Origin of the sequence: Leuconostoc sp. S50 (genome assembly GCF_016624925.1) — a bacterium.
Lineage (GTDB): Bacteria > Bacillota > Bacilli > Lactobacillales > Lactobacillaceae > Leuconostoc > Leuconostoc pseudomesenteroides.
Window position 1 is genome coordinate 249408 of sequence record NZ_JACVUE010000002.1, and the last position, 22196, is coordinate 271603.

The 22196-nt window shown below is 36.9% G+C and carries 22 protein-coding genes; all 22 read right to left on the reverse strand.

Going from position 1 to position 22196, the window contains the following annotated elements:
- Positions 1-23: 23 nt before the first annotated feature.
- Positions 24-863 carry a glycosyltransferase gene (locus IAE53_RS03765; RefSeq protein WP_148423801.1) on the reverse strand — a complete coding sequence of 280 codons (840 nt, stop codon included), beginning with the start codon at positions 861-863 and terminating at the stop codon, positions 24-26.
- Positions 853-1263, reverse strand: a complete 411-nt coding sequence (locus IAE53_RS03770; RefSeq protein ID WP_167497532.1) for a GtrA family protein — start codon at positions 1261-1263, stop codon at positions 853-855. The genes IAE53_RS03765 and IAE53_RS03770 overlap by 11 nt, the downstream gene beginning before the upstream one ends.
- Positions 1256-2218: a glycosyltransferase family 2 protein gene (locus IAE53_RS03775; protein WP_148423799.1), complete on the reverse strand. Its 963-nt coding sequence runs from the start codon at positions 2216-2218 to the stop codon at positions 1256-1258. Before IAE53_RS03775 ends, IAE53_RS03770 begins: the two co-directional genes overlap by 8 nt.
- A complete protein-coding gene (locus IAE53_RS03780) occupies positions 2218-3171 on the reverse strand; it encodes a glycosyltransferase family 2 protein (protein ID WP_148423798.1) in 954 nt (317 codons plus the stop codon). Before IAE53_RS03780 ends, IAE53_RS03775 begins: the two co-directional genes overlap by 1 nt.
- A 51-nt stretch (positions 3172-3222) precedes the next feature.
- Positions 3223-4413 carry a UDP-galactopyranose mutase gene (glf, locus tag IAE53_RS03785; protein ID WP_200135999.1) on the reverse strand — a complete coding sequence of 397 codons (1191 nt, stop codon included), beginning with the start codon at positions 4411-4413 and terminating at the stop codon, positions 3223-3225.
- Positions 4413-5180 carry a DUF4422 domain-containing protein gene (locus tag IAE53_RS03790; protein WP_200136000.1) on the reverse strand — a complete coding sequence of 256 codons (768 nt, stop codon included), beginning with the start codon at positions 5178-5180 and terminating at the stop codon, positions 4413-4415. The genes glf and IAE53_RS03790 overlap by 1 nt, the downstream gene beginning before the upstream one ends.
- Entirely contained in the window at positions 5180-5794 is a 615-nt protein-coding gene (locus IAE53_RS03795) for a sugar transferase (protein WP_080519151.1), read from the reverse strand. Before IAE53_RS03795 ends, IAE53_RS03790 begins: the two co-directional genes overlap by 1 nt.
- A 37-nt stretch (positions 5795-5831) precedes the next feature.
- Positions 5832-6968: a polysaccharide pyruvyl transferase family protein gene (locus IAE53_RS03800; protein ID WP_200136001.1), complete on the reverse strand. Its 1137-nt coding sequence runs from the start codon at positions 6966-6968 to the stop codon at positions 5832-5834.
- Positions 6969-6980: 12 nt separating this feature from the next.
- Positions 6981-8084, reverse strand: a complete 1104-nt coding sequence (locus IAE53_RS03805; protein ID WP_148423794.1) for a glycosyltransferase family 2 protein — start codon at positions 8082-8084, stop codon at positions 6981-6983.
- Positions 8085-8096: 12 nt separating this feature from the next.
- Positions 8097-8915, reverse strand: a complete 819-nt coding sequence (locus tag IAE53_RS03810; RefSeq protein WP_233610656.1) for an ABC transporter permease — start codon at positions 8913-8915, stop codon at positions 8097-8099.
- A gap of 16 nt (positions 8916-8931) precedes the next feature.
- Positions 8932-9912, reverse strand: coding sequence for an ABC transporter ATP-binding protein (locus IAE53_RS03815; protein WP_148423792.1), 981 nt, complete (start codon positions 9910-9912; stop codon positions 8932-8934).
- Positions 9913-10031: 119 nt separating this feature from the next.
- Positions 10032-10475 (reverse strand): hypothetical protein, encoded by a 444-nt coding sequence (locus tag IAE53_RS03820; RefSeq protein WP_148423791.1) that lies wholly within the window; start codon positions 10473-10475, stop codon positions 10032-10034.
- Positions 10476-10486: 11 nt separating this feature from the next.
- The gene (locus IAE53_RS03825) at positions 10487-13045 is read right to left on the reverse strand and encodes a GBS Bsp-like repeat-containing protein (RefSeq protein ID WP_234456349.1); all 2559 of its coding nucleotides are present in this window, start codon (positions 13043-13045) and stop codon (positions 10487-10489) included.
- A 292-nt stretch (positions 13046-13337) separates the two neighbouring features.
- The gene (gene rfbD / locus IAE53_RS03830) at positions 13338-14171 is read right to left on the reverse strand and encodes a dTDP-4-dehydrorhamnose reductase (protein ID WP_200136004.1); all 834 of its coding nucleotides are present in this window, start codon (positions 14169-14171) and stop codon (positions 13338-13340) included.
- A 39-nt stretch (positions 14172-14210) separates the two neighbouring features.
- Positions 14211-15248 (reverse strand): dTDP-glucose 4,6-dehydratase, encoded by a 1038-nt coding sequence (rfbB, locus tag IAE53_RS03835; protein ID WP_200136005.1) that lies wholly within the window; start codon positions 15246-15248, stop codon positions 14211-14213.
- A 14-nt stretch (positions 15249-15262) separates the two neighbouring features.
- On the reverse strand, positions 15263-15856 hold the full coding sequence (locus IAE53_RS03840) for a dTDP-4-dehydrorhamnose 3,5-epimerase family protein (RefSeq protein ID WP_200136006.1): 594 nt from the start codon (positions 15854-15856) through the stop codon (positions 15263-15265).
- A 5-nt stretch (positions 15857-15861) separates the two neighbouring features.
- Positions 15862-16734 (reverse strand): glucose-1-phosphate thymidylyltransferase RfbA, encoded by an 873-nt coding sequence (gene rfbA, locus IAE53_RS03845; protein WP_200136007.1) that lies wholly within the window; start codon positions 16732-16734, stop codon positions 15862-15864.
- A 159-nt stretch (positions 16735-16893) separates the two neighbouring features.
- The gene (locus IAE53_RS03850; protein ID WP_148423785.1) at positions 16894-17775 is read right to left on the reverse strand and encodes a helix-turn-helix transcriptional regulator; all 882 of its coding nucleotides are present in this window, start codon (positions 17773-17775) and stop codon (positions 16894-16896) included.
- On the reverse strand, positions 17768-18532 hold the full coding sequence (locus tag IAE53_RS11385) for an Ig-like domain-containing protein (protein ID WP_233610657.1): 765 nt from the start codon (positions 18530-18532) through the stop codon (positions 17768-17770). Before IAE53_RS11385 ends, IAE53_RS03850 begins: the two co-directional genes overlap by 8 nt.
- 12 nt (positions 18533-18544) lie before the next feature.
- Positions 18545-20275 (reverse strand): glycosyl transferase, encoded by a 1731-nt coding sequence (locus tag IAE53_RS03860; RefSeq protein ID WP_200136008.1) that lies wholly within the window; start codon positions 20273-20275, stop codon positions 18545-18547.
- Positions 20276-20278: 3 nt separating this feature from the next.
- Positions 20279-21802, reverse strand: coding sequence for a glycosyltransferase (locus tag IAE53_RS03865; protein WP_200136009.1), 1524 nt, complete (start codon positions 21800-21802; stop codon positions 20279-20281).
- A gap of 96 nt (positions 21803-21898) precedes the next feature.
- Positions 21899-22196, reverse strand: a 298-nt coding sequence (locus IAE53_RS03870) for an LPXTG cell wall anchor domain-containing protein (RefSeq protein WP_200554186.1), incomplete at its 5' end; no start/stop codon positions are given.

The window sequence follows — 22196 nt, forward strand, 5'->3', positions numbered from 1 at the left end:
CTACATAGTAGTGTAATTAAAAACTATTTTTTTTGTTTTAAAGCGTCAGCAATAAAAAATAATTTTCTTGCCAGTGCCATCAACTTAGCCTTGCTATCGCCTATGAATAACTCTTTTTTGCTCAGAAAATTAGGATAAATTTCCGCAATTTGATGATTCAATGCAATCACATCATCACTTTGTGAATCACGTAATACGCTACTCCATTGTGTTTGACTAACCCTAAACTGGACGCCATTATAATCATCAGCAATAAAATCCGATACCATTAAAATGTGAAAAAATGTAGACAAATCCACAACATAAGGATGTGAAAAATCCCAACCACCAATCTGGTCAAATATGCTCTTACGCATTAAGACTGATCCTGGTTCGCCAACTACATTTCTACCTTTTTTAATTGTTGCTCTGACAACCTCTCGACCGTCAGTTAAATGCTTAATACCATCTAAGCCCCAGTTACTCTTCAGTATCTCGCCATGATCAGAAATTATTTCTCTCTTCGAAGATGTCATTCCAATTTTAGGATTAACATTTAACAATTCTACCTGACGCTGTATCATATCACTTTTAAGTATGTCATCATGTGGTAGTAATTTAAAATATTCGCCAGTAGCCAACTCAGAAACATAATTCCAGTTTGTACTGGCACCATCTCCTTTGGGCACATTAACAATTTTTACTCGACTATCATGTTCAAATGGTTTCAGAATTTTTTTTGTCTCGTCATCTGGATTTTGATCACCAATAATCAATTCAAAATTGCTATAAGTTTGGTTCATAACCGACTCAACTGTCTGTTTTATAAATTTTTCCCCTTGATATGTCGGAATAACTATTGATACAAGTACTTCACTTCCCATTTTGTTGTCTCCTAAATGTAAAATATTTATTGCCAAAATAACTCACAAACAACGTCAAAAAAGTTATGAGGAGTTGTGCTAAATCTGAATTTATTTTTACAATTTCGACTAGAAAAGGCAATAAAATCAAGTTAATGCCATAATTCATACCATTAACTAATGCAAACCTTAAAAACGCAATTAGAATGTTACCATTATCTTTAAACACATAGCTTCTATGTAACACGAAGGCGAACGCTAATGATAAAATATAGGACACGGTATAAGCTATCATATATCCAAATCTGATATTATGCAAAAGGTGATTCATACCAAGAAAAATAATATATCCGAGGCCAGTATTTAATACGCCAACAACCATAAATCTAAACTTTTGATAGTCCATCAACTTTTTAAACATCTTCGTCCTCTTGTGAATAATTAGTAACATCTAAAACATACCTGGGACGATGTTTCACTTCCATAAATATTCGGCCAATGTACTCACCTATTACGCCCAGTGCCACTAACTGTAAACCACCAAAAAGCCAAATTGAGATAATAATAGATGGCCAACCCAATGTCGTATGTCCGAACAATCGACCAACGACAGCCCATATCATGAACAAGAATGAAATAAACGCAATAATCAAACCAGAATTTCTGATCATCTTGATTGGTACAATTGAAAAACTGGTGATGCCATCCATGGCAAAAGAAAGCATTTTTCGCAAAGGATATTTAGTTTCACCAGCTTCTCGCTCAGCTCGAGCATAAAAAACCTTTCCCTGCTGAAAACCAATTTGTGGAAAAATTCCTCTTAAAAACATTTCACGCTCTGGATACGAAAGAAAAGCTTGTATCACACGCTGATCAATTAGTCTAAAATCTGCATGATTGGGTATGGATTCTACCCCTAGCAAGTTCATAACTTTATAAAATGCACCAGCCGTTGTTTTCTTAAACCATGTATCTGAATCACGATTATTGCGTATGCCAAACACCACATTTTTACCGTTATTTGCTTGGTTTACCATTTCGATGATAGCATTGGGATCATCTTGTAAATCAGCATCAATTGAAACAATATAATCTGAATCCCTGGCAATTTCGACCCCAGCAATCAATGCGTTTTGATGACCGGCATTATGTGCTAGTTTAGCACCAACCACGTGACCATCTTGTTCATGCAATTTTTCAATCATTGACCAAGTGTTATCTTTGCTACCATCATCAACATACAATATTTTACTTTCTGCATTAATTTTATCATCGTTAATTAATTTATACAAAATGGACAATAAAATTGCTGTCGTTTTTTCGATGACAGGTTCTTCATTATAAGCTGGAATAACAATAACTAATTTTTTCGACATCACTTTTCTTCTTTCTTTATATAAATAGGGCGATGCTTTACTTCCAAAAATACTGCAGAAATGTATCTGCCTATCACCCCTAAACTTAGCAACTGAATCCCACTAATAAACAACATAATTGTGACCATTGATGGCCAACCAGCTACACTGGTACTTTTATCTACAATAGCTCTCACAATAATCACCAATGCACCTAGTAGTGATAAGGTGAAAGAAAACAGCCCCAATCCCGTCACAAATGCTAACGGTAGTGTCGAAAAAGAGACAATACCATCTATCGCATATTTGATTAATCCCCAAAATGTCCATGAGGTCTTGCCTTTATATCTTTCAATATTATCAAACGTCAAATACTTAGTACGAAATCCCACCCAAGAAAATATACCTCGACTAAATCTTTGGCTTTCACCCAGTAATAAAATTGCGCTGACAACATTGCGTTTCATTATACGATAATCTCTTTCTCCAGCAACAAGACGACTTTCGCTTACTTTGTTAATCAGTTTATAAAATAATTTAGCAAAAAGGGACCGCAATTTGTACCGACTACCCCTATTAATTCTTCTAGTGCCAATCACTTCCCAATCCTCGCCAGACACCATGTCAAACATTTTGGGCAATAATTCAGGAGGATCTTGTAAATCCACATCCATTATTGCAACATAATCGCCAGATGCCTGTTGCATCCCGGCATACATTGCAGCTTCTTTACCAAATTTTCTAGAAAAACTAACATAATGAACATTACTATCTTTGTTAGATATATATTTGATTTTATCTAACGTATGATCTGTTGATCCATCATCGATAAAGTGAAAGTATACGATTGCATCTATATTTTGTATTTGTTCTGTCACTGCGTCATAAAAAGGTTGAATAGAGTCTTCTTCATTGTGCGCTGGTACCACAATAGATAATGACGTATTTTTTAAATTGTTTTTATGCAATTCCAAAACTGCTGTGACTCCCTATAAATAATATTATGTACGCCCTAACGGGCATGTTTATTTAACTTCATCGTGAGCAAAATTAAAATCTTGATTGACATTAAATTCTTGGCGGACAGTATTAAAAGCATCATTAAATACTTGATCCATATCGAAGTAACGATATTTGCCTAGGCGACCACCAAAAATAATTTCTGGATGATTGTCACGCGCTTCTTTGGCGTAAGCCTTGTAAATTCGTGTGTTCTCATCATTATTGACAGGATAATATGCCTCTTTTGAGCGATCCCACTCTTGTGGATATTCTTTAGTGATAATTGTCTTACCCTCATCGGCTAATCCATCAAAATGTTTCCATTCCATAACACGTGTATATGGCGTCTCAGCGTCAGTATAATTGATTACTGAATTACCTTGATAGTTGTCTGAATCAATCACCTCATGCTCAAATCGCAAAGATCTATATTCCAATTCACCAAACTTATAATCAAAGAACTGATCGATCATACCCGTATATAACACACGAGGAAATTCTGATAGAAATGTTTCTTTGTCATCAAAGAAATCTGTATCAGTTAAAACGTCGATCAATCCATTTGACTGCTCCAACATGCGCTCAAAAATCTGTGTATAACCGCCAACTGGAATTCCTTGATAACGGTGGTTGAAATAATTGTTATCATAAATGAAGCGCACTGGCAATCGCTTAATAATGAAAGCGGGTAATTCTGTTGCTTTACGACCCCATTGTTTTTCCGTATAACCTTTAATCAATTTATTATAAATATCTGTACCAATTAAGCTAATTGCTTGTTCTTCTAAGTTACGAGGTTGTCGATCACCCAGATCCTTCAAGGCCGCATTCTTTTGTTCTTCAATTTTTGCATGTGCTTCGTCAGGAGTTTTCGTTCCCCACATCTGATAGAAAGTATTCATATTGAAGGGCAAATTATACAGTGTGCCTTTATAGTTTGCAACAACTTGGTTTTGAAAACCATTAAAATCAGCAAACTGGCGAATATAATCCCACACTTCTTTGTTATCAGTATGGAAAATGTGGGCACCAAAGTCATGCACTGTGATACCATGCTCTGTGTGTGTATGCATGTTACCACCGATATATGGACGTTTCTCCACAATCAAGGATTTCTTGCCTCGCTTAGCCGCCTCGTATGCAAAAATCATACCAAACGGCCCAGCACCAACTACAAGATAATCATAATTCTTTGTATTATATTTTTTTGTCATTAGAAATGTACCTTTTTTTTTGATTTTGGAAAAAACTTCCGCTTAAGAAAATTATACCCTTTATCCAACCAATTTGTCCGCTCAAGTCCTATCACAGGACATTCAGCCACGGATAGTCTTTTTGTATTTACCCAAGTATCCATCAGTCGCTCTGCCAAGAAACCATAGACCCTTGTTTCTTGTCCTTCAAGCTTTTCAATATCGATACTTTTCTCAACTTCCTCAAGAACACCGAACAAAAAATCAGCATAATCATTAAACAAACCCCTTGGCATAATAAACATATTGAACAAATGCGCTGATGTAGATTTTTCCATTTGCTCAAATGCTGGTAAATATTCAACGTATTTCATTGCAATCACCTGTTTCATGATAACATAAGGTTTTGTTGAATGAGCATGCAAATAGTGATCTTTTTGATTTTCAATGATATAATTTCTTTTTTTAGGCAAAATAACATCGTATTGGCTTAACAAATGATTAATCTGCTGATTCTGAAGAATATCTTCAAGTCTATGACTCTTTTTTAAACCCAAATACCTTCTATAATGCATTAAACCGACAACTTCATCATCAGTATTATATCGAATCCAGTAAATAGCTGTTACTTCACTAAAATTACTATTTTTCTGAGATATGTTTTTACCAGTTGCATCAGACATATAGCCACTTGGCAATTCAGAGTGACGTGCCGCGCCAACAAGAATGGGTTGATAGCCATCAAATGGTGGCATCACATATTTTTTGTGTGTTGCGATATATATCATTAAAACGCACCATCCTGCTTAAATACTGCAATAACATTCTTAAACAAAACGTAAAAGTCAAACTTTAAGTTAGCCTTATCCACATACTCTAATTCTATATGCGCCCGTTCTGGGTACACTATATTACTTCGTCCACTCGCCTGCCAAAGGCCAAAAATTCCCGGGGTCACCGACAAAAACTTGTCAACCTGATCGCCATATTCTTGCAATTCGTCTTCAACAACAGGTCGTGGTCCAATAATACTCATCTCACCGATTAACACATTCCAAAACTGAGGTAATTCATCAAGTGATGTTTTTCTCAAAAAAACGCCAAACTTTGTGATTCTAGGATCCTCACGAGTCGCTAATTTATAGCCATTGCTAATAAATTCCGCATGCAACTTTGCGTCTTGCTCTAGAATTAATTCAGCATTATCAACCATCGTTTGAAATTTATAAATTTTAAACTTTTTTCCAAATTTACCAACGCGCTCTTGCTGATAAAGAACTCGACTCGTTTTTTTATCAAATTTAATGACAACAGCAATAATCAGAAAAAGTGGTGACAAAAACACCAAAGCAAATGAAGACACTGACAAATCTAATATTTTTTTAGAAATAGTGTAACCCATACTTCTATTAGCCACAGTATGCCCCTCCTTCTCTAAATTACGGATACAACATCCGTTCAACTCGTTTTATCTTTTGTTCTGCCAAGTGTTTGGACTTCACTTGGAAAAAGCAATTGATTTTTGGTTCAATTACCGAATACTTTTTTGTAAAGTTTTGAAATTGCCATCCTGTACCCCAATCAATTAAGGATTGATGTTTAACATCGTAGTATTGTGTCCCTATAGAAATGGCAGTGCCCTTAGCACCCAATAATGCACCAATTAAATGAAAATGAAAACGAGTACTAATCCAAAGTTGATTTTTTTTGAAAGGAATACCATCCGTCCAAAGAGTCCAAAAATCATAAAATATCAATCTTTCTTTTATGTCAGGCTCTTGATTAAAGACATCTCCGAAATATAGCCAATTATCGTCCGGAACCATAGCTTCCAGTATACCTATTTTAGCATTTTTATGTTGTTTCAAGAAAAATATTAAGTTTTCAATAACTACTTTTCGAATCTTATCATCAAAAATTGGTTGTATTGATACTAGGATATCGGGATTGTCATCAGATTTGTTTATTTTAATCGTCCTTAAAGATTTTGACAAAAATACATCGTCCACTTCCAACGTAGCATTTGGAAAAAGATCACTAACTCGATCTCGCACCCCAAAATAATCGAAATTCGCTACATATCCTTTAATGGTAGAAACTATATCCGAATTAATTGGCGTCAAGCCTAAACCCGTTGCAAAAATTTTGGTTTTAGTATTTTTATCTTTGATAATTGACAATAAGGCAAAAAAATAAAAAGTTCTTTTAAACTCAATATGATCAACAGAAAAATAGCCCCCACCTAGCAAATGCAGCGAGTCAGCACCGAACATCGCTTTTATGGGACCAGCATTGCGAGGATCACCGCCATGCAATAGTTCAAACAATGAATTAGTATCGTCCAAAGTGATACCCTTTGATTCAGCCAAATAAATCAAATTCCAAATAGTATCTACTATTAGTAAATTTGGAAATTCATCTTTAAAAAGAAACTGCGCTCGTGATGGAAATGGAACATCAAGTATAATTTGGTCATTTGCATGCACCTTTTTAAAAAAAGCAAGCCATGTTCTCACTATCTGCTCATCACCATAATTTGGAAATCCAGCAGTGGAAATTAAATAGTGTGTTGCCATAAAATCCTCAACTTATTGTCGAAAATCACCCATCTGCTGTTCAATAAATCTATCTGCAGCAACTGTGTGTCCTTTGAAATCAGTTAATTTCGATTCATGAATAACTTTTATGTCATCATCTAAAGTAAATATATCTGTTGGCATTGCAAGATGACGCGCTTTAAACAGCGCATTAATTGATCGTTTTGGTACTCTCGAAAGACCATCTGCGTACTCAACTTCTGGATTAAAGAGCATTCCCTTGAAAATACCGCGAATAATCATTTTTGCTTTAGTAAATCGAAACTTAACATTCTTATTAAACAACACAAATCTTAAATCAAATATAAATGCATTGATGATAGTTCGCATGTATTCATGTTTTGAAATACGTTTTGCAGTCAGCACACGATTTCTAAATTCAAAGTCGTAACGCCAAAGACGTGATTCATCTTTTTCTTTCACAATATCACCAGGCATTGAGTTTTCTTTTGATTTGTGAACGGCAATTGAGTTTAAAACAGTGTAGCCACGATCAACATCGGCGATGCGATTAGTATATTCCATATCATCGCCCCAAATAAAGTATTCCTTTTGTGGCAATCCAATCATTGCTACCATTTTGCGAGAAAACATTACCGAAACGAATGTGGAATTGACAACCTCGACAGCTGGATTTTTCGGCGTCATATACATTTGCCATGTAAAGCCACGTGGCGCTGGTACATTCATCCATGAGGGATTTCCCTCGAGACTACCCCAACGAACCTGGGAGTTCACGAATCCAACATGATCATGTTCTTCAACAAAATCCACTAAGTGTTCAAGTGCATCAGGTTGCACAATTGTATCATCATCCATCAACCAGACATAATCATCGTCTGTTTTTTCAGCGAAAAGGCGTACAGCTTGATTAAATCCACCAGCGCCACCTAAATTGTCTTCCGAATTGAAAACAACGAGTCGTTCATCTGTTAAAGATGATAAATACTCTTTTGTCCCGTCATTAGATTTGTTATTAATTACAATAACATGATTTAAATACTTTGTTTGTCCTAATACGGCACCCAAAGATTCTTTCAGCAAATCTAGTCGATTGTATGTAACAATCGCTGCCGACACTTTTTTACCAGTCATAATATCTCCATTTTAAATAAAATCAATCAATTGATCTTTGAACTTCAAGTACAGATGGGTACCTATTATAGCAAATATGCCAATTTCCAACCAAAACATTGTTAATTGCAGTGGTGAATTCCAAAACCATCGATCGAACAGAAATGTATCACGCCAACCATTAACAATATAATAGAATGGATTAACACGAGAAATGTAATAAATTAATGAGTTAAATGCATTACCTTTTGCAGGTTCAAATAAAATGCCTGATACAAAGAACAACAACCGTAACACTTGGCGGATGGCTAAATCATAGTCAGGAATTAAAATGTTAATTGTTGCACTAAAAATTCCTAGGAAAACCAACATCACAAGAGCAGCAAACATATAATAGATGATTTGAATCCAGTAGATAGAGACGTGAAAATGTCCTGTCAATGCCATACTAATAAATGCAACAATTGAAATGGAACAAACTGCAGGAAATACCTGCAACACACGAATTGTTGGCAAAACGGAAACTGGGAATTTAACATTTTTCACCATGAAAATTTGTGTCTGAATAGAACGGATTGTGTCACTAAATCCTTGGTTTACTAAATACCAAGCAGAAAAGCCAACAGACATCCAAACAAAATATGGCGTCCCTTCAACTGGGGCTGATTGTCGAAAACCACCACCAAATATAATTGCATAAGTTAAAACTTGAAATAATGGATCTAAAATTTCCCAAAAATTGCCTAGATATTTATGTGCATTGTTAGCCTTGGTATCATAAATTGCTAACCGAATAGCCATACCTAAATAATTAACCTGCTCAACAACTAAACTAAATATTGATTTGATCATTATCCACATTGTGCTATCATCCCTTCAACAAATAGTTATATACAACTAGTGCCATTAAACCAAACAACACTGTTAAAGCAGTATAAAGTGGAATCGCTTTAAAGCCTTGGAAACTTCTGATTGCAGTTCTGGCTTCAACATCTTCTTTGTTATGACCATTCAGTGATAATTTATCTTGCAATTGCGCCAGTGTAAAAATTTGTTGGTTATGTTTTTGGTCTGATACAAAAGTATCACGTTCTACATCTGACATCGCATTTAAGTCTTTAACGAACGTTTCATATTCATCAGTGACCTGTTTCATTGGACCAAAATCACGCATTTCACCATATTGAATCCACATCACTTTATTGGTGAATTCGCGAACTTGTTCTAAATCGTGAGACACAAAAAAAATTGTCTTTTTTTCGGCAATAAACTCACGTATTTTACTAAGTGCTTTATTCGAAAAATTAGAATCCCCAACCGATAAAGCCTCATCGACGATTAAAATATCAGGATCATTGTGCGTAACAATTGAAAATCCTAATTTTGCACGCATACCATTCGAGTAATCCTTGACTGGCTGATCAATAAATTCACCAAGTTCTGAAAACTCAATAATATCAGGCATTGCCTCATCAATCTCTTTATTCGTTTTTCCCATCATCAGTTGTTTCAAACGAATATTTTCACGCCCTGTAAGATCCCAATTCAGGCCTTCATTGATAGCTACAACACCAATGCTACCGTTTAGTTCCAAAGTACCAGATGTCTGTGGAATGACACCACTTAAAATATTTAGCAAAGTAGATTTACCGGAACCATTGGTACCAACAATACCCACAACGTCACCTGGTTCAACATCAAATGACAGTCCACGTAATGCCCAGAAATTAGCATCTGCAGTGTTTCCTAAAAAAGTTGATTTAAGCTTTTCTGATTGGTTAGCATATAATTGAAAATTTTTAGTAATTGATTTGGCGCTAACCATATATTGTTTTTTTGTATTATCCATAATTATCCTAATTGTGGTGAGAGTGAAAACCACATAGTACTATATTACCATATTCTCTCATAAAAGTCCGATTACGACTTATAGTAAATCACAAAAAAACGTAGAAAATTTCTACGTTTTTAAAATCCAAGACTTTTTAAATATTCAATAAAGTCTTTATGCTTTTTGTTAGCCTCAATTATATATTTGTTAATGTCGTTGTTTGAAAATGCACCATCGCTAATTCCTGAATCTCTCATTAAATTTCGTGCTTGATCAACTGACATAACTTTGGCCGCTTCACTCGCAGTACTATTAATTGCTGATTCTTCACTTTGATGTCCATTATTGGAACTTATTGAAGAAGAACTACTTGACATTGCATCTTTCTCTTTTGAAGATGCATTGTCACTACTTGAGGACTTTTCAGAAGTCATTGACGTTGTACTACGTTTTATTTTTTTAGACGAAATGGCAACACCATCTTTATTTGAAGTAGAATCACTTGACCATAACCAATAAACTGAACCTACTATTATTAGTAATATTAGTAGCGTTGAAAATATTTTGAGGTATTTTTTCATGTGTATCTCTCCTAGTCAAGTGATTCTAAGACGTAATTCTGAACTCTAGCAATCATACTTTTGGCATAGTTAGGATCAGTTGCATATCCATTCTTTTGCAGCAAAAAGATAGCATTTTGATAAGTATGAGAATTACTACGTAACGAAGCAGCGTAATTATTTCTAATTTTTCTTACATAGTCATTCAGACTATCTAACTGGGATGCATATTTTCTAAAGTTAGCATATATATAGTATCCTTGCCCTTTTTTAACAAATATTTTTTGCCCAGTGTAATCAATTACATATTGATCTTTATCAGAAAACTCTTGCGTTTTTACTTTGTATATATCTCCTTCCCAGTCACTAGTAGCCTTGATTCCAAACAAATTATTTGCTTTCTGCGCTAGTTCACTTTGCCCCCAAGAACTTTCTGTAATTGCTTGAGCAAGCATTACTGAAGGAAATATGTCGTTCTTATTTGCCAAATCAACTAATGAACTCTTAATACTATTAAACCAAGTAAGTTGATTTGTATTAACACCATTTAGTATTGGCTTAGTCGCAACCATCAAATTATTATTAACCACCTGACAAGTTTGTTTAGTAAGGCTATAAGCGTAAGCATGAATCTGATACTGACCAATTTGATTGTTGTGATTCATAATATCAATATCACTAGCGTACTGCCCAGGCCCTGTTTTAGTTGCGTTGTACCATTTGATATCGTCTTGACCACCTTTTGTCGTCCAAACCGGTATTTTAACAGTTATTAAATCCGACACATTTGTCTCAACGAGAACTTTGAATTTACCGCGTTCCGGTGTACCGGTGATTGAAGTTTTTAAAATTTGAGGTGTCACTTCTGTTACTGAACTCGGCCCACCAGCATTAAACGCAGTACCCTTCTTGACAAGTTGTATTTTAATAGCTTCTAGTCGATATCCTAATCCAGTTGTGCCAGCCACTTCACCATTTTTTGCCCATCCTAGCCAACCATAATTTTGTGCATGAACCTGGTAATATATATCATATTCTTGAGCTAACTGACCAGTGAGACGCATTTTTATTGCTTCTAATCTTAAGGATTTACCAGTTGTGCCACTTAACTGACCATCCTTGACTGTATTTTGCCAACCAATATTTTGTACATGCGTTTGGTATGAAACACCACCCGATATTGCAGAAGACTTAATAGCCGCTTTAATCCCTTCCAACCTCAAGCCACTGCCGGTAGTACCAGATTGTTGACCATTTTCAACTGGAGATTGCCAGCCAGAATTTTCAACATGTGAATTATATTGAATAATGGGTGCAGCTTCGACATATGGACGTGAGGTAGATCCAGGAGCTGAATCTCCTTTTTTAACTAATTTAATATTGATAGCTTCTAGCCGAAGACCCATACCTGCAGTACCTGCTGAATCCCCATTTTTGGCCCAATCAAGCCAACCGTAATTTTGCGCATGAACACGATAATAAACATCATATTGTTGCGCCAAACTACCTGTTAATGAGATTCTGATTGCCTCCAGTCTTTTTGATTGTCCAACTGTACCTGAAACATTGTCATTCGAAGTTGAGGACTGCCAACCTATGTCTTGTACGTGTGTTTGATAAGTTATGCCACCTGACACACCTCCTGTAATATACATTTTGATAGCTTCTAGTCGTTTTTGTTGACCGGTAGTACCTGATTGTTGCCCATTTTGAACATACGTTTGCCATCCAATATTTTGAACCTGTGTATTATAATTAACATTTGGATTCGTTGAAACATTAACATTCAAATTATCATTTGCTATTGCTACTTCAGATGTCTGATTGTTTGCATAAGCATAGACTCTTACATGATACCGACCCATTTCATTGTGGTGTTCGTTCACATTAAAATGAGCAATATATTGACCATTTTGTATTTTTTCAGCAGAATACCAAATGATATCGTCCTGCCCATTTGCATCCGACCAAATAGGTACTTTTACTGTTTCACCAACTAGACCAGTCGTTTTAACATTGATATCAAATCGTCCAGTACTTGGATTACCTACAATCGTTGCACTGGTAATTTTCGGTGCTTGACTTCTCGCATAATAAACCGCTACTAAATCCCTAAATTGTGCCATATCGTAGGCTTGACCAAAATAGTTTCTGCCACGTTTATTCCAATACTCGACTGGATCAACATGGTCTGTTCCTCCCCACTTATAACTAATATTTTCGTGACTTGCTAAGTTCCCATCCAAGCTTTTACTTGTTGTTGAAATTAGCTTAGGCGCACCCATTTGATATTTTATCATTTGTTGTGCCGTCCAATTAGCAAGAGAGGAAATTTGGTGAGCAAACTCAGTTTTGCTATTGACCCGCACTTGCTCAATTTGATCCGCATAGCGATTACCAAATGGCCCGGCCCCCCACGCAATCTTACTAGTATCAGCGATTGTTTTTAATTGGTTGCCATCAACAAAGCTATGCACAAAAGCACTAGTTTGATTCCTGACCATATAATTGATTTCATTGTCAATCGTACTATTTTCGACTCCTACATCATGAATAATAACTAACTGTGGCTTACCGTTAGAAAAATTCATGTTAATACCACCATTTTTCGAAGCGTCTTGCATGTTGATTCTATAGTTAATTTGTTCTTTTGCAGGTGCGATATTATTGTTTAAAATGTAGTTATTCACCGCACTATCTGCACTAATATGATTTATGCCAATGTAAAAACTGGCCAAAAATATTATTATAAAAGTTCTGACTTTTCTCTTCACTATTTACTTTCTCCGTTACAACATTTACTTTTGATAAAGCCTTATCATGCAATCGTCTAACTAAGTCCGTTAACTCTCACGCTCTCACTGAAAAGCTTATTCTTCACCTCTATCGCTTCAAAAACAACGCCAATGCATCGCGCCAACTTGGTATCTCAAATCCTGTTGCCTTTGCCTTCTCTAAATTCATCACTGAATGCTTTGGTCGATACGCTTTTTGTGGAAATTCTGCACTGGTCACTGGTGCTATTTCTACTTTAGTATCTTTTAAGATTGCTTTGGCAAAGTCAAACCAAGTGGCAGTCTCATCATTCGATAAATGATATATCCCGTATGTCGCCTCGACCGCTATCAAGTGCAACATGAACTCGGCTAATGTTCTCGTCCAAGTTGGTCGGCCCAATTGATCATTAACTACCGTCAGTTTAGGGTGGCTTTCTGCCAATCGTTGCATCGTATAGACAAAATTATTTCCAAATTCGCCAAACACCCAACTCGTTCGAACAATATACGCTGCCGCTCCACTCTCCGTGACAGCTAATTCACCAGCTAACTTGGCGCGCCCATAAGCGTTTCTTGGATTAACTGGATCTGTCTCGCGATACTCACCAACATTCAGCCCATCAAAAACATAGTCTGTCGACACTGCCACTAGTTTGGCACCATATTGTTTGGCAGCGTCGGCGATATTCTTGGTGCCTGTTACGTTAACCTGCCAATTCATGGCACGTCCTTCATCTTCGGCCAAATCCACTTTTGTATACGCAGCCGCATGAAGCACAACGTCCGGTTGTTCTGCTTTAAAAGTTGCCATCACTGCTTCACGATTTGTAATGTCCAACTGCTGAGAATCAAATGCTACAAAGGTTAAGACACGCTCGTGTAACAACTTTTGCAATTCTTGACCTAACTGTCCATGCGCGCCTGTTATTAAGTATTTCATATTCCCTCCGAAAAAAAGGCCGCTTCCGCTGACCTTTGGTTACTGATTATTCTGCGCGTATTTCGCTTCTACTGCAGCTTTTTCCGCTTGCCACCATGATTGATGGTCTTCATACCACTTGATCGTATCTGCTAAGCCAGTCGCAAAGTCTGTATACTTTGGTTCCCAACCTAATTCCTCACGAATCTTTGTAGCGTCAATAGCGTAACGCAAGTCATGGCCTGAACGATCCTGAACAAACTCAAAGTCATTTTCATCCTTACCCATGTCTTTCAAAATCGCATGGAGGACCGTGATATTATCCTTTTCACCGTCGGCGCCAACTAGATAAGTCTCACCAATTTTACCTTTAGTCAAAATTGCCCAAACAGCTGTGGCATGATCATAGGTGTGAATCCAATCGCGGACGTTCTTCCCAGAACCATATAATTTAGGCTTAATGCCAGAAATGATATTGGTAACTTGTCGCGGTATAAACTTCTCAATATGTTGGTAAGGACCATAATTGTTAGAAGTGTTAGAAATTGTGGCTTGCAAACCAAACGAACGCACCCAAGCACGGACTAACAAATCAGAACTAGCCTTAGTTGATGAATAGGGACTTGATGGTCGGTACTGTGATTCAGGCGTAAACTTCTCGCCGACACCTTCACCATGTCCCGGCAAATCTTCTCGCAATGGCAAATCACCATACACTTCATCAGTTGAAACATGATGGAATCGCTTGTTGTATTTGCGTGCTGCTTCAATTAATGTATACGTGCCAATGATGTTCGTTTGCACGAATGGTGATGGATCTTTCAGTGAATTATCGTTATGACTTTCGGCGGCATAATGGATCACCGCATCGGTTTCAGAGACCAATTGGTCCACCAATGGCGCATCGGCAATGTCGCCAACCACTAGCTTCACGCGGTCTGCTGGTAAACCTGCCAAGTTTTCTTTATTACCGGCATACGTTAACTTATCAAGCACCGTGACAAACACGTCTGGGTGTTCTTCAACAATGTAGCGCACAAAGTTGGCGCCAATGAAGCCGGCGCCACCGGTTACTAAAATATTTTTGTATTCAGTCATTTATTTTCTCCTAATTACAATTGTACTTTTGTTAGTGGCACGACATCTTTGAGCAAAGGATGATTTTTGTCTGCTTCACTCACCTCAGCATGCTCAACATCATCCCATTCAATACCCAAAGCAGGATCGGCGTAATTTACAAAAGCATACTTGGGCTTCAAATCTAGTGCCCAGTAATCATTCACTAAGTATGAGTATGACACTGTGTCGCTCAATACTTGGAAGCCATTAGCGACGCCACGTGGGACATAAATTCCCTTACTAGCGTCAATAATCATCTGATAAACATGACCAAAGGAATCCCCTTCGCGTAAATCAACCCATGATCCCAAAACGCGACCGTTGTCAGCGACAGAAATATACTTATCCCAAGGTTCGGCGTGTAGACCACGTAGCACACCTTTTCTTGATAAGGACACATTATTTTGTAACTTATCTGCTTCAAAGAAGGATTCCGGAAAACCAAGTGGTAACATCTTTTCTTTTTGGAAATTTTCCTTAAACCAGCCACGATTGTCACCATGAACTGGAATGTCAAATTCTATCATACCGGGAATCGCGTCAATCGTTTGGCCGGCTAATGCTTTTTCAAAAAAATTATCACTCATTAAATTTATCCTTCTTCCGCAACAATTCTTAACAGATATTGGCCATAATCATTCTTTTTCAATGGTTGCGCCAGCTTCTCTAATTGCGCGATGTCGATATACCCCATCCGGTAAGCAATTTCTTCTAAGGAAGCCACTTTTAAGTTCTGTTGCTTTTGGATCGTCGCAATAAACGATGAGGCTTCTAACAAAGAATCATGTGTGCCAGTGTCAAGCCAAGCATAGCCACGTCCCATGACTTGAACGTCCAAATCGCCACGGTCTAAGTAAGCTTGGTTAATATCAGAAATTTCAATTTCACCACGCGCTGATGGTTTCACATTGGCCGCTATCTCGACCACGTCATTGTCATAGAAATAAAGACCAGTCACCGCGTAATTTGATTTAGGCTGTGCGGGCTTTTCGACAATCGATATTGCCTTACCAGCTTGATCAAAGTCAACCACACCAAAACGTTCTGGATCTTTCACTTGATAACCAAATACTGTCGCACCAGTTGTTTTCAAAGCGGCTGCTTGTAACTTCTCTGATAGCCCAGCCCCGTAGAAAATGTTATCTCCCAATACCAACGCTACCGAATCAGCACCAATAAAGTCAGCCCCAACGATAAACGCATCGGCCAAGCCACGAGGTTCTTTTTGAATGGCATAGTCAATCTTTAACCCAAGGTCATGACCATTACCGAATAATTCTTCAAATTGTCCAACATATTCTGGTGTCGAAATTAACAAAATATCTGTAATACCAGCTAACATCAAAACAGACAACGGATAATAAATCATTGGCTTGTCATAAATTGGCACCAATTGCTTACTAGTTGCTTTGGTAATTGGATAAAGTCTGGTACCGGATCCTCCGGCTAGGATAATGCCTTTCATGTTGTATGTTCCCTTCATAGTTTTAATATACTATTTATATACAAATTATATTATACCTTATTTGGTTGTCAGGCAAAATAAACATATCTTTCAAAAATAGTAAAAAAATCTGCTTCCGCAGATTTTGTAATTGTTGAAATCTATCACAACCCAAACCACTCATTCAAAGCTTTGTTTAAAAGCCTCGAAAGAATCTAGAAATAGCATTTCAAAGCGATATTGTCCTGTCGCCGGTAAAAAATAGGACATTGCAGAAAAAATATTATTATATAAAGCCTCAGCCTGAGCATCTTCTTTTGCGATAATAAGCGCGACAACTTCCGTCAGTCTTAAAAGCAAAACTGAATACATGTCATCAACAACATCTTGTAACTGTTGCGTCAGATGAATAATTTTTTCAGCTAGATCTTTGGCAGCATGTTTCATGCACAGCGCAATCATGTTGAATCTAATCATCAACAGTTGTTGAATTGACTCTGATTTATTACGATACATCGCGTTAAAATCTCGCCTTGAAAACAATCGCTCACAATCCAAATAAACACCATAAATATAATTAAAGTTTTGCGATATACTAATCAAATTGATAAACAAATTCATTTCATCGGCGGTGTAGTAGTCTAATTTATCAAAGACTAGCTCACGTGACACATCTTGTATTATATCAATCTTGTCACACAATTCGCCCTCATATTGTGCTTGTACAATAAAATCAGCTAAAACCACAGCCGTTTGATGGATACCAAGATCGCACAAATAATCGGTTAATTTGTCTGCTCCAAAATGCTTGATCGTATTGTATTCTGTGTTGATATTACGTTGTGAGTTATCCGCCGCGTCGTGATACTCATCAATGACATTATCAATGTCAATATTTAAATGTTTGATCAAACAAACAAAACTGGTGGCACCTAGTTCATGTTTGCCATTAAAAAAATCATAAAGTGAACTCTTCGACAATTTTGTTTCATCAACTACTTGCTTAATCGAAATATTACGTTGTGACAAATAATATTTCATTGCTGGACCTAAATTACTCATCAACTATTACCATTTGTACATTGTCATTTTGGCGATTAAATACTTTTACTTCAAATTGTGTGAATTTTCGGTTTAACTCAACTTCGCCAGTTTTCGCCAATATTTTCAATTCATTTGTTGTGATATCAAAAAAAGCTTTTTCAGTGTGATCATTAATTTCGCCAACCAGTTTCACTTTATGCCGTTTTTGTTGACTGCGCCATAACAATCCAGAGCCAACTAATGAGAAAACTGATTGTTTAACCTTTGGAAAACGTGAATTGACCACCGCCACCCCACCAACAGTAATGCCAATCGCACCACTTAGCCATAATAAAACAGTCAGCCATAAAGAGCTCTGATTTTTTTTGTTATTCTGCGACTGATATGTTGTTTCTGAGGAACTTGAGTGGCTATCGTGACTTGATACTGTAGTGGTTTGCGAACTACTCTCCTCGATCACATCAGCTGTTGTGATCGTATGTTTTGTCGGTTGACTTTTTTTACCATCCTTATTCACTGCAGTCACATAAACTGTGTCGCCCACTGATAAGCCGCTGATATCAGTGCTATAATGCCCAGAACTATTAGGTGTGACGTTAATTACCTTACCACTTGGTAAACTAATCTCAATTGTATCTTTTGGGTCAGAAGTACCAGAAACTGTGGCTATACCATTTTGCGTAATTGTGCCATCATTGGCTGAAACAGTCGAAAACGTAAATGAAGTGATCGCTATAACCATAATTGATAATAATAATTTACGTATTTTAATCACTCCTAACTCATACTATAAACTGATTGATGATTGACCACCAAGAAAGGCTTCTAAATCTTGTATTATTTTCTTTGTCGTACTACCAGTCGCCAATTGTTGTCCAAGAATCGTAGCGTTTTTTGCCATTTGGTCATATTGATTTTTGGTAATATTGTCGATAGCCGCACTCAGTTCAGACAAATCGGCAATCACAATACCGACTTCTTTTTTTCGAATAACCTCTGCAATTGCCGATCCCTGCCAAGCAATAACCGGAAATCCTGATACCATATACAAGCTAAACTTATATGGCCAATTCCATTGCGTATACTGTTTCAAGTAAGCGTCATCATCTGATTCATCCCAAATCAAACCATATCCTGATGAAAGTTTAGTGGGTAATTCACTCGCTTCAACAAAACCACCATTGGTAATATGTGGTTGATCCACCACAATACTTGAAAAATTCTTTTCCCCATAGACTGTTAAATCAAAATTTACTTGGGATAGATTTGGAAACTTTGACAAAGAACCAGCATAAACAACTGATTTTTGATAGGTAGCGGGCGTTATGATCTGATCGTACAAAAAATCGTACATCGCTAACGGAATGATATGTTTTAACATAACACCAATATCGTTTAGCGGCTGCACAAAGCCTTTTGGCAATATGACAGCATCAAACGATTGCAAAACTGTTTTATCTGAGCTTAAATCATAATGTTTTAATTTATTAGTGTCAACTCTTAACATAGTAACATCGTGAACAAGACCAACTATGAGAATATTTCTTTCTCTAGACCATTCTATCACAGCGAGTTCTAACTTAGGCGAGTATTTTGGATATTGCCAAATAATGACATCTCCAGCAGACATTGCGGACTCATATTTTTGTAATTGACTACTAATCCAACTTTCTTCATCAACATAGGGTGAGTCAAATTGCATCGTTTTGAATTGATTTTGATTAACATGAATCATCGTTTTCACAATGTCAGTCCTTGGTTTCCAATGATTTTCATCATCAAAATTGACAATCCAAAAATGTGGCCCTTCCTTAGCGTGATAAGCATTGAGAGCCAATGCGTATGTTAGTTCATTCTTAGTAATCCGTCTAGTAGGTAAACTCAAAGACAATAAAGGGGCTTCATAACTAAGGACTTCACTAATATCCGAACAGCGACCAATAAGTAATTTAAATTGCGCTATTTGCCAATCCCAGTAACTATTATAAAATTGCTCATTGCCGTCTTGTTGGATCGACATGCCCACATTTTCAAGCTTTCCATGCTGAAATCGCCAATAAAAGATGATTTGAATCGTGCCGTCATCATTACTAAAATGGCTGGTTACTGGTCTTCCATCAGCGTCGTATGTAAAAATTTGTGACGTGCTATGCTCATCAAAAAGTTGCATTTCAACACGATGATCTGACTCGTCAAAGGTATCAATGTGAGCAACCTGATGACGATTATTATCAGCCATATAAATTTTGGCTGCAATCTTACCAAGTGAATTCTGAAATTCAAATTGATGATTTCCCGCAACTGAACGATAGTTGAGCACAAAATTCGATAACCAATCTAGCCTTGTCAATAAGTTCTGATTATTTTGATGCCGCATAAATGAAAATAAATTAATTTCGTTTGGCATGGTTTGATATGCGATTTTGGATGTCCATGAAATGAAAAGAATTGGTTCAGTATTAGCGGTTTCAAAACGGCGTAATTCTGAGGTTACTTTCTCTGTTATGATTACTTTCATCTATCAAAATACCTGCTCTATCAGCTTTTCCCATTTCTGCCAAATTGTATCTTCACTAAATTTGATCAATGTCTGACTGGAATTTTCAGCGTAATGTGCCAATATTCCCGGACTTTCAAATAACTCAACCATTCTGGCAGCCAAATAACTCACATCATTTGCTGCGATTAAATCACCATTTACACGGTTGGTGATAATTTCATCGGGTCCATAATCAATATCATAACTAATTGACGGCGTTTTACCCAACTGGGATTCAAAAAAAACCATCGGCAATCCTTCATTTTTTGACACTAAAACATGGAGTTGTGCCTCTGCCAAACGTTGCTTCATATATTGATTATCTGCAATCCCTTTTAATGTAATATAGTCATTAGCATGATTGCTATCAATCAATTGTTGCAATTCGTTTCGAACAGTATCATTACCACCACCCCAAATTTCGAGGTGAATACCCGCAACTCTCTCATGTGCAGTCACAATCGCTTTGATGGCATGATCTATCTGTTTGGTCTTGTCATATCGGGCAGAAATAATTACCAAGCCAGCTTCCTTATTAGCCCACTCAATGGCATTATGCGAGGCTTTATCATCTTCGTCATACCAATTTTCAGCGATTGTGAAAACCTTATTTTCATCAACAAATGCTAATACATCTTCTCGCTGACGCTCAGTCAACACAACCAATCCACTATACTGATGACTATTTAATACCGGATAACTATAGCCTATTCTTATTGGGGTATCGTCTGGTGTGTCTTTTACTTGAATATTGTGCAGTTGAACAAGGAGGCGAACACGTTTTAGATCATTTAAAGCGTGTAATTTGGCAATTGTATCAGAATGAAATAAATCTAGCACCATCAAAATATCATCAGCAATCAAGGTCGTGTAGTATGTTAAAGCTGCTAATAACAAATCGTTTTTTTGATTAAAATAATGGATTTGACCATCTTTCTCTCGCCAATCAATACGTCTAATTTGATTGTCACTCGTAAAATGATAAGTCAAAGTTGGCTGCTGATCGGCGTTTAAATGCTCTCGCCTCACAACATAATTTTGACCATCATTTGGCTTAGACGCATAATATGCTTTAACGGCTAAATAACCACGCCAATCATATTCATCGCTGCGCAGTAATTGGTTCTTGCTAGAATAATGATGAATTAACATTAAGCGTCCATCATCATAATTGTGCCACCTGAGATAAGTGCCATTTGCATTGGTGGCTATTTTTTGTTGCATATCAAATTTATAATGTGACTTATTTTTCGCATAAAAATCAGACCAAGCATCCGTTTCCGCTCGGTCTAAATTATCTGTCAAAATGTCATGCACATCTAAAAAGTGTTGTGTTAAGTCTGGAAAATGATAATGAAAATAATAGCGATTTGTTAAGTAATAATCAGCACTAATAACGGTTGTTGCAATATTATGATTCAGAAATAATCGCAGTCTTTTATCGACTGCAAAACTAGCACCAGATAGATTGTGTGCATAAAAAGTATTCACAAATACAGCATGCATTTATTAAATTCCCCTATTTATTTATAATATGTACGGCTAAGCCTAGAATGCTTAGCCTTTTTTACAACCATGATTTCATCAAAAAATAATATTTTTTTAGTCATCACTCTTTTTTTTACGAATTACTGATGTCACTCCCAAGCCACCGGCGAGTAACGCAGCGGCGATAGCACCGGCGTGGTTGTCTTTATTTTCACCAGTATCGGGTAGTTTCTTACCATTTTTATTGGTTACTTTATAAACAACGTTCACAGTTGGTGAGCTTGGTACAGCCCCACTTGGCACATCCGAGCTTGGCGTATCCGAACTTGGCACGTCTGAGCTTGGTGTGTCAGAACTTGGGACATCCGAACTTGGTGTATCTGAGCTTGGGACATCCGAACTCGGTGTATCT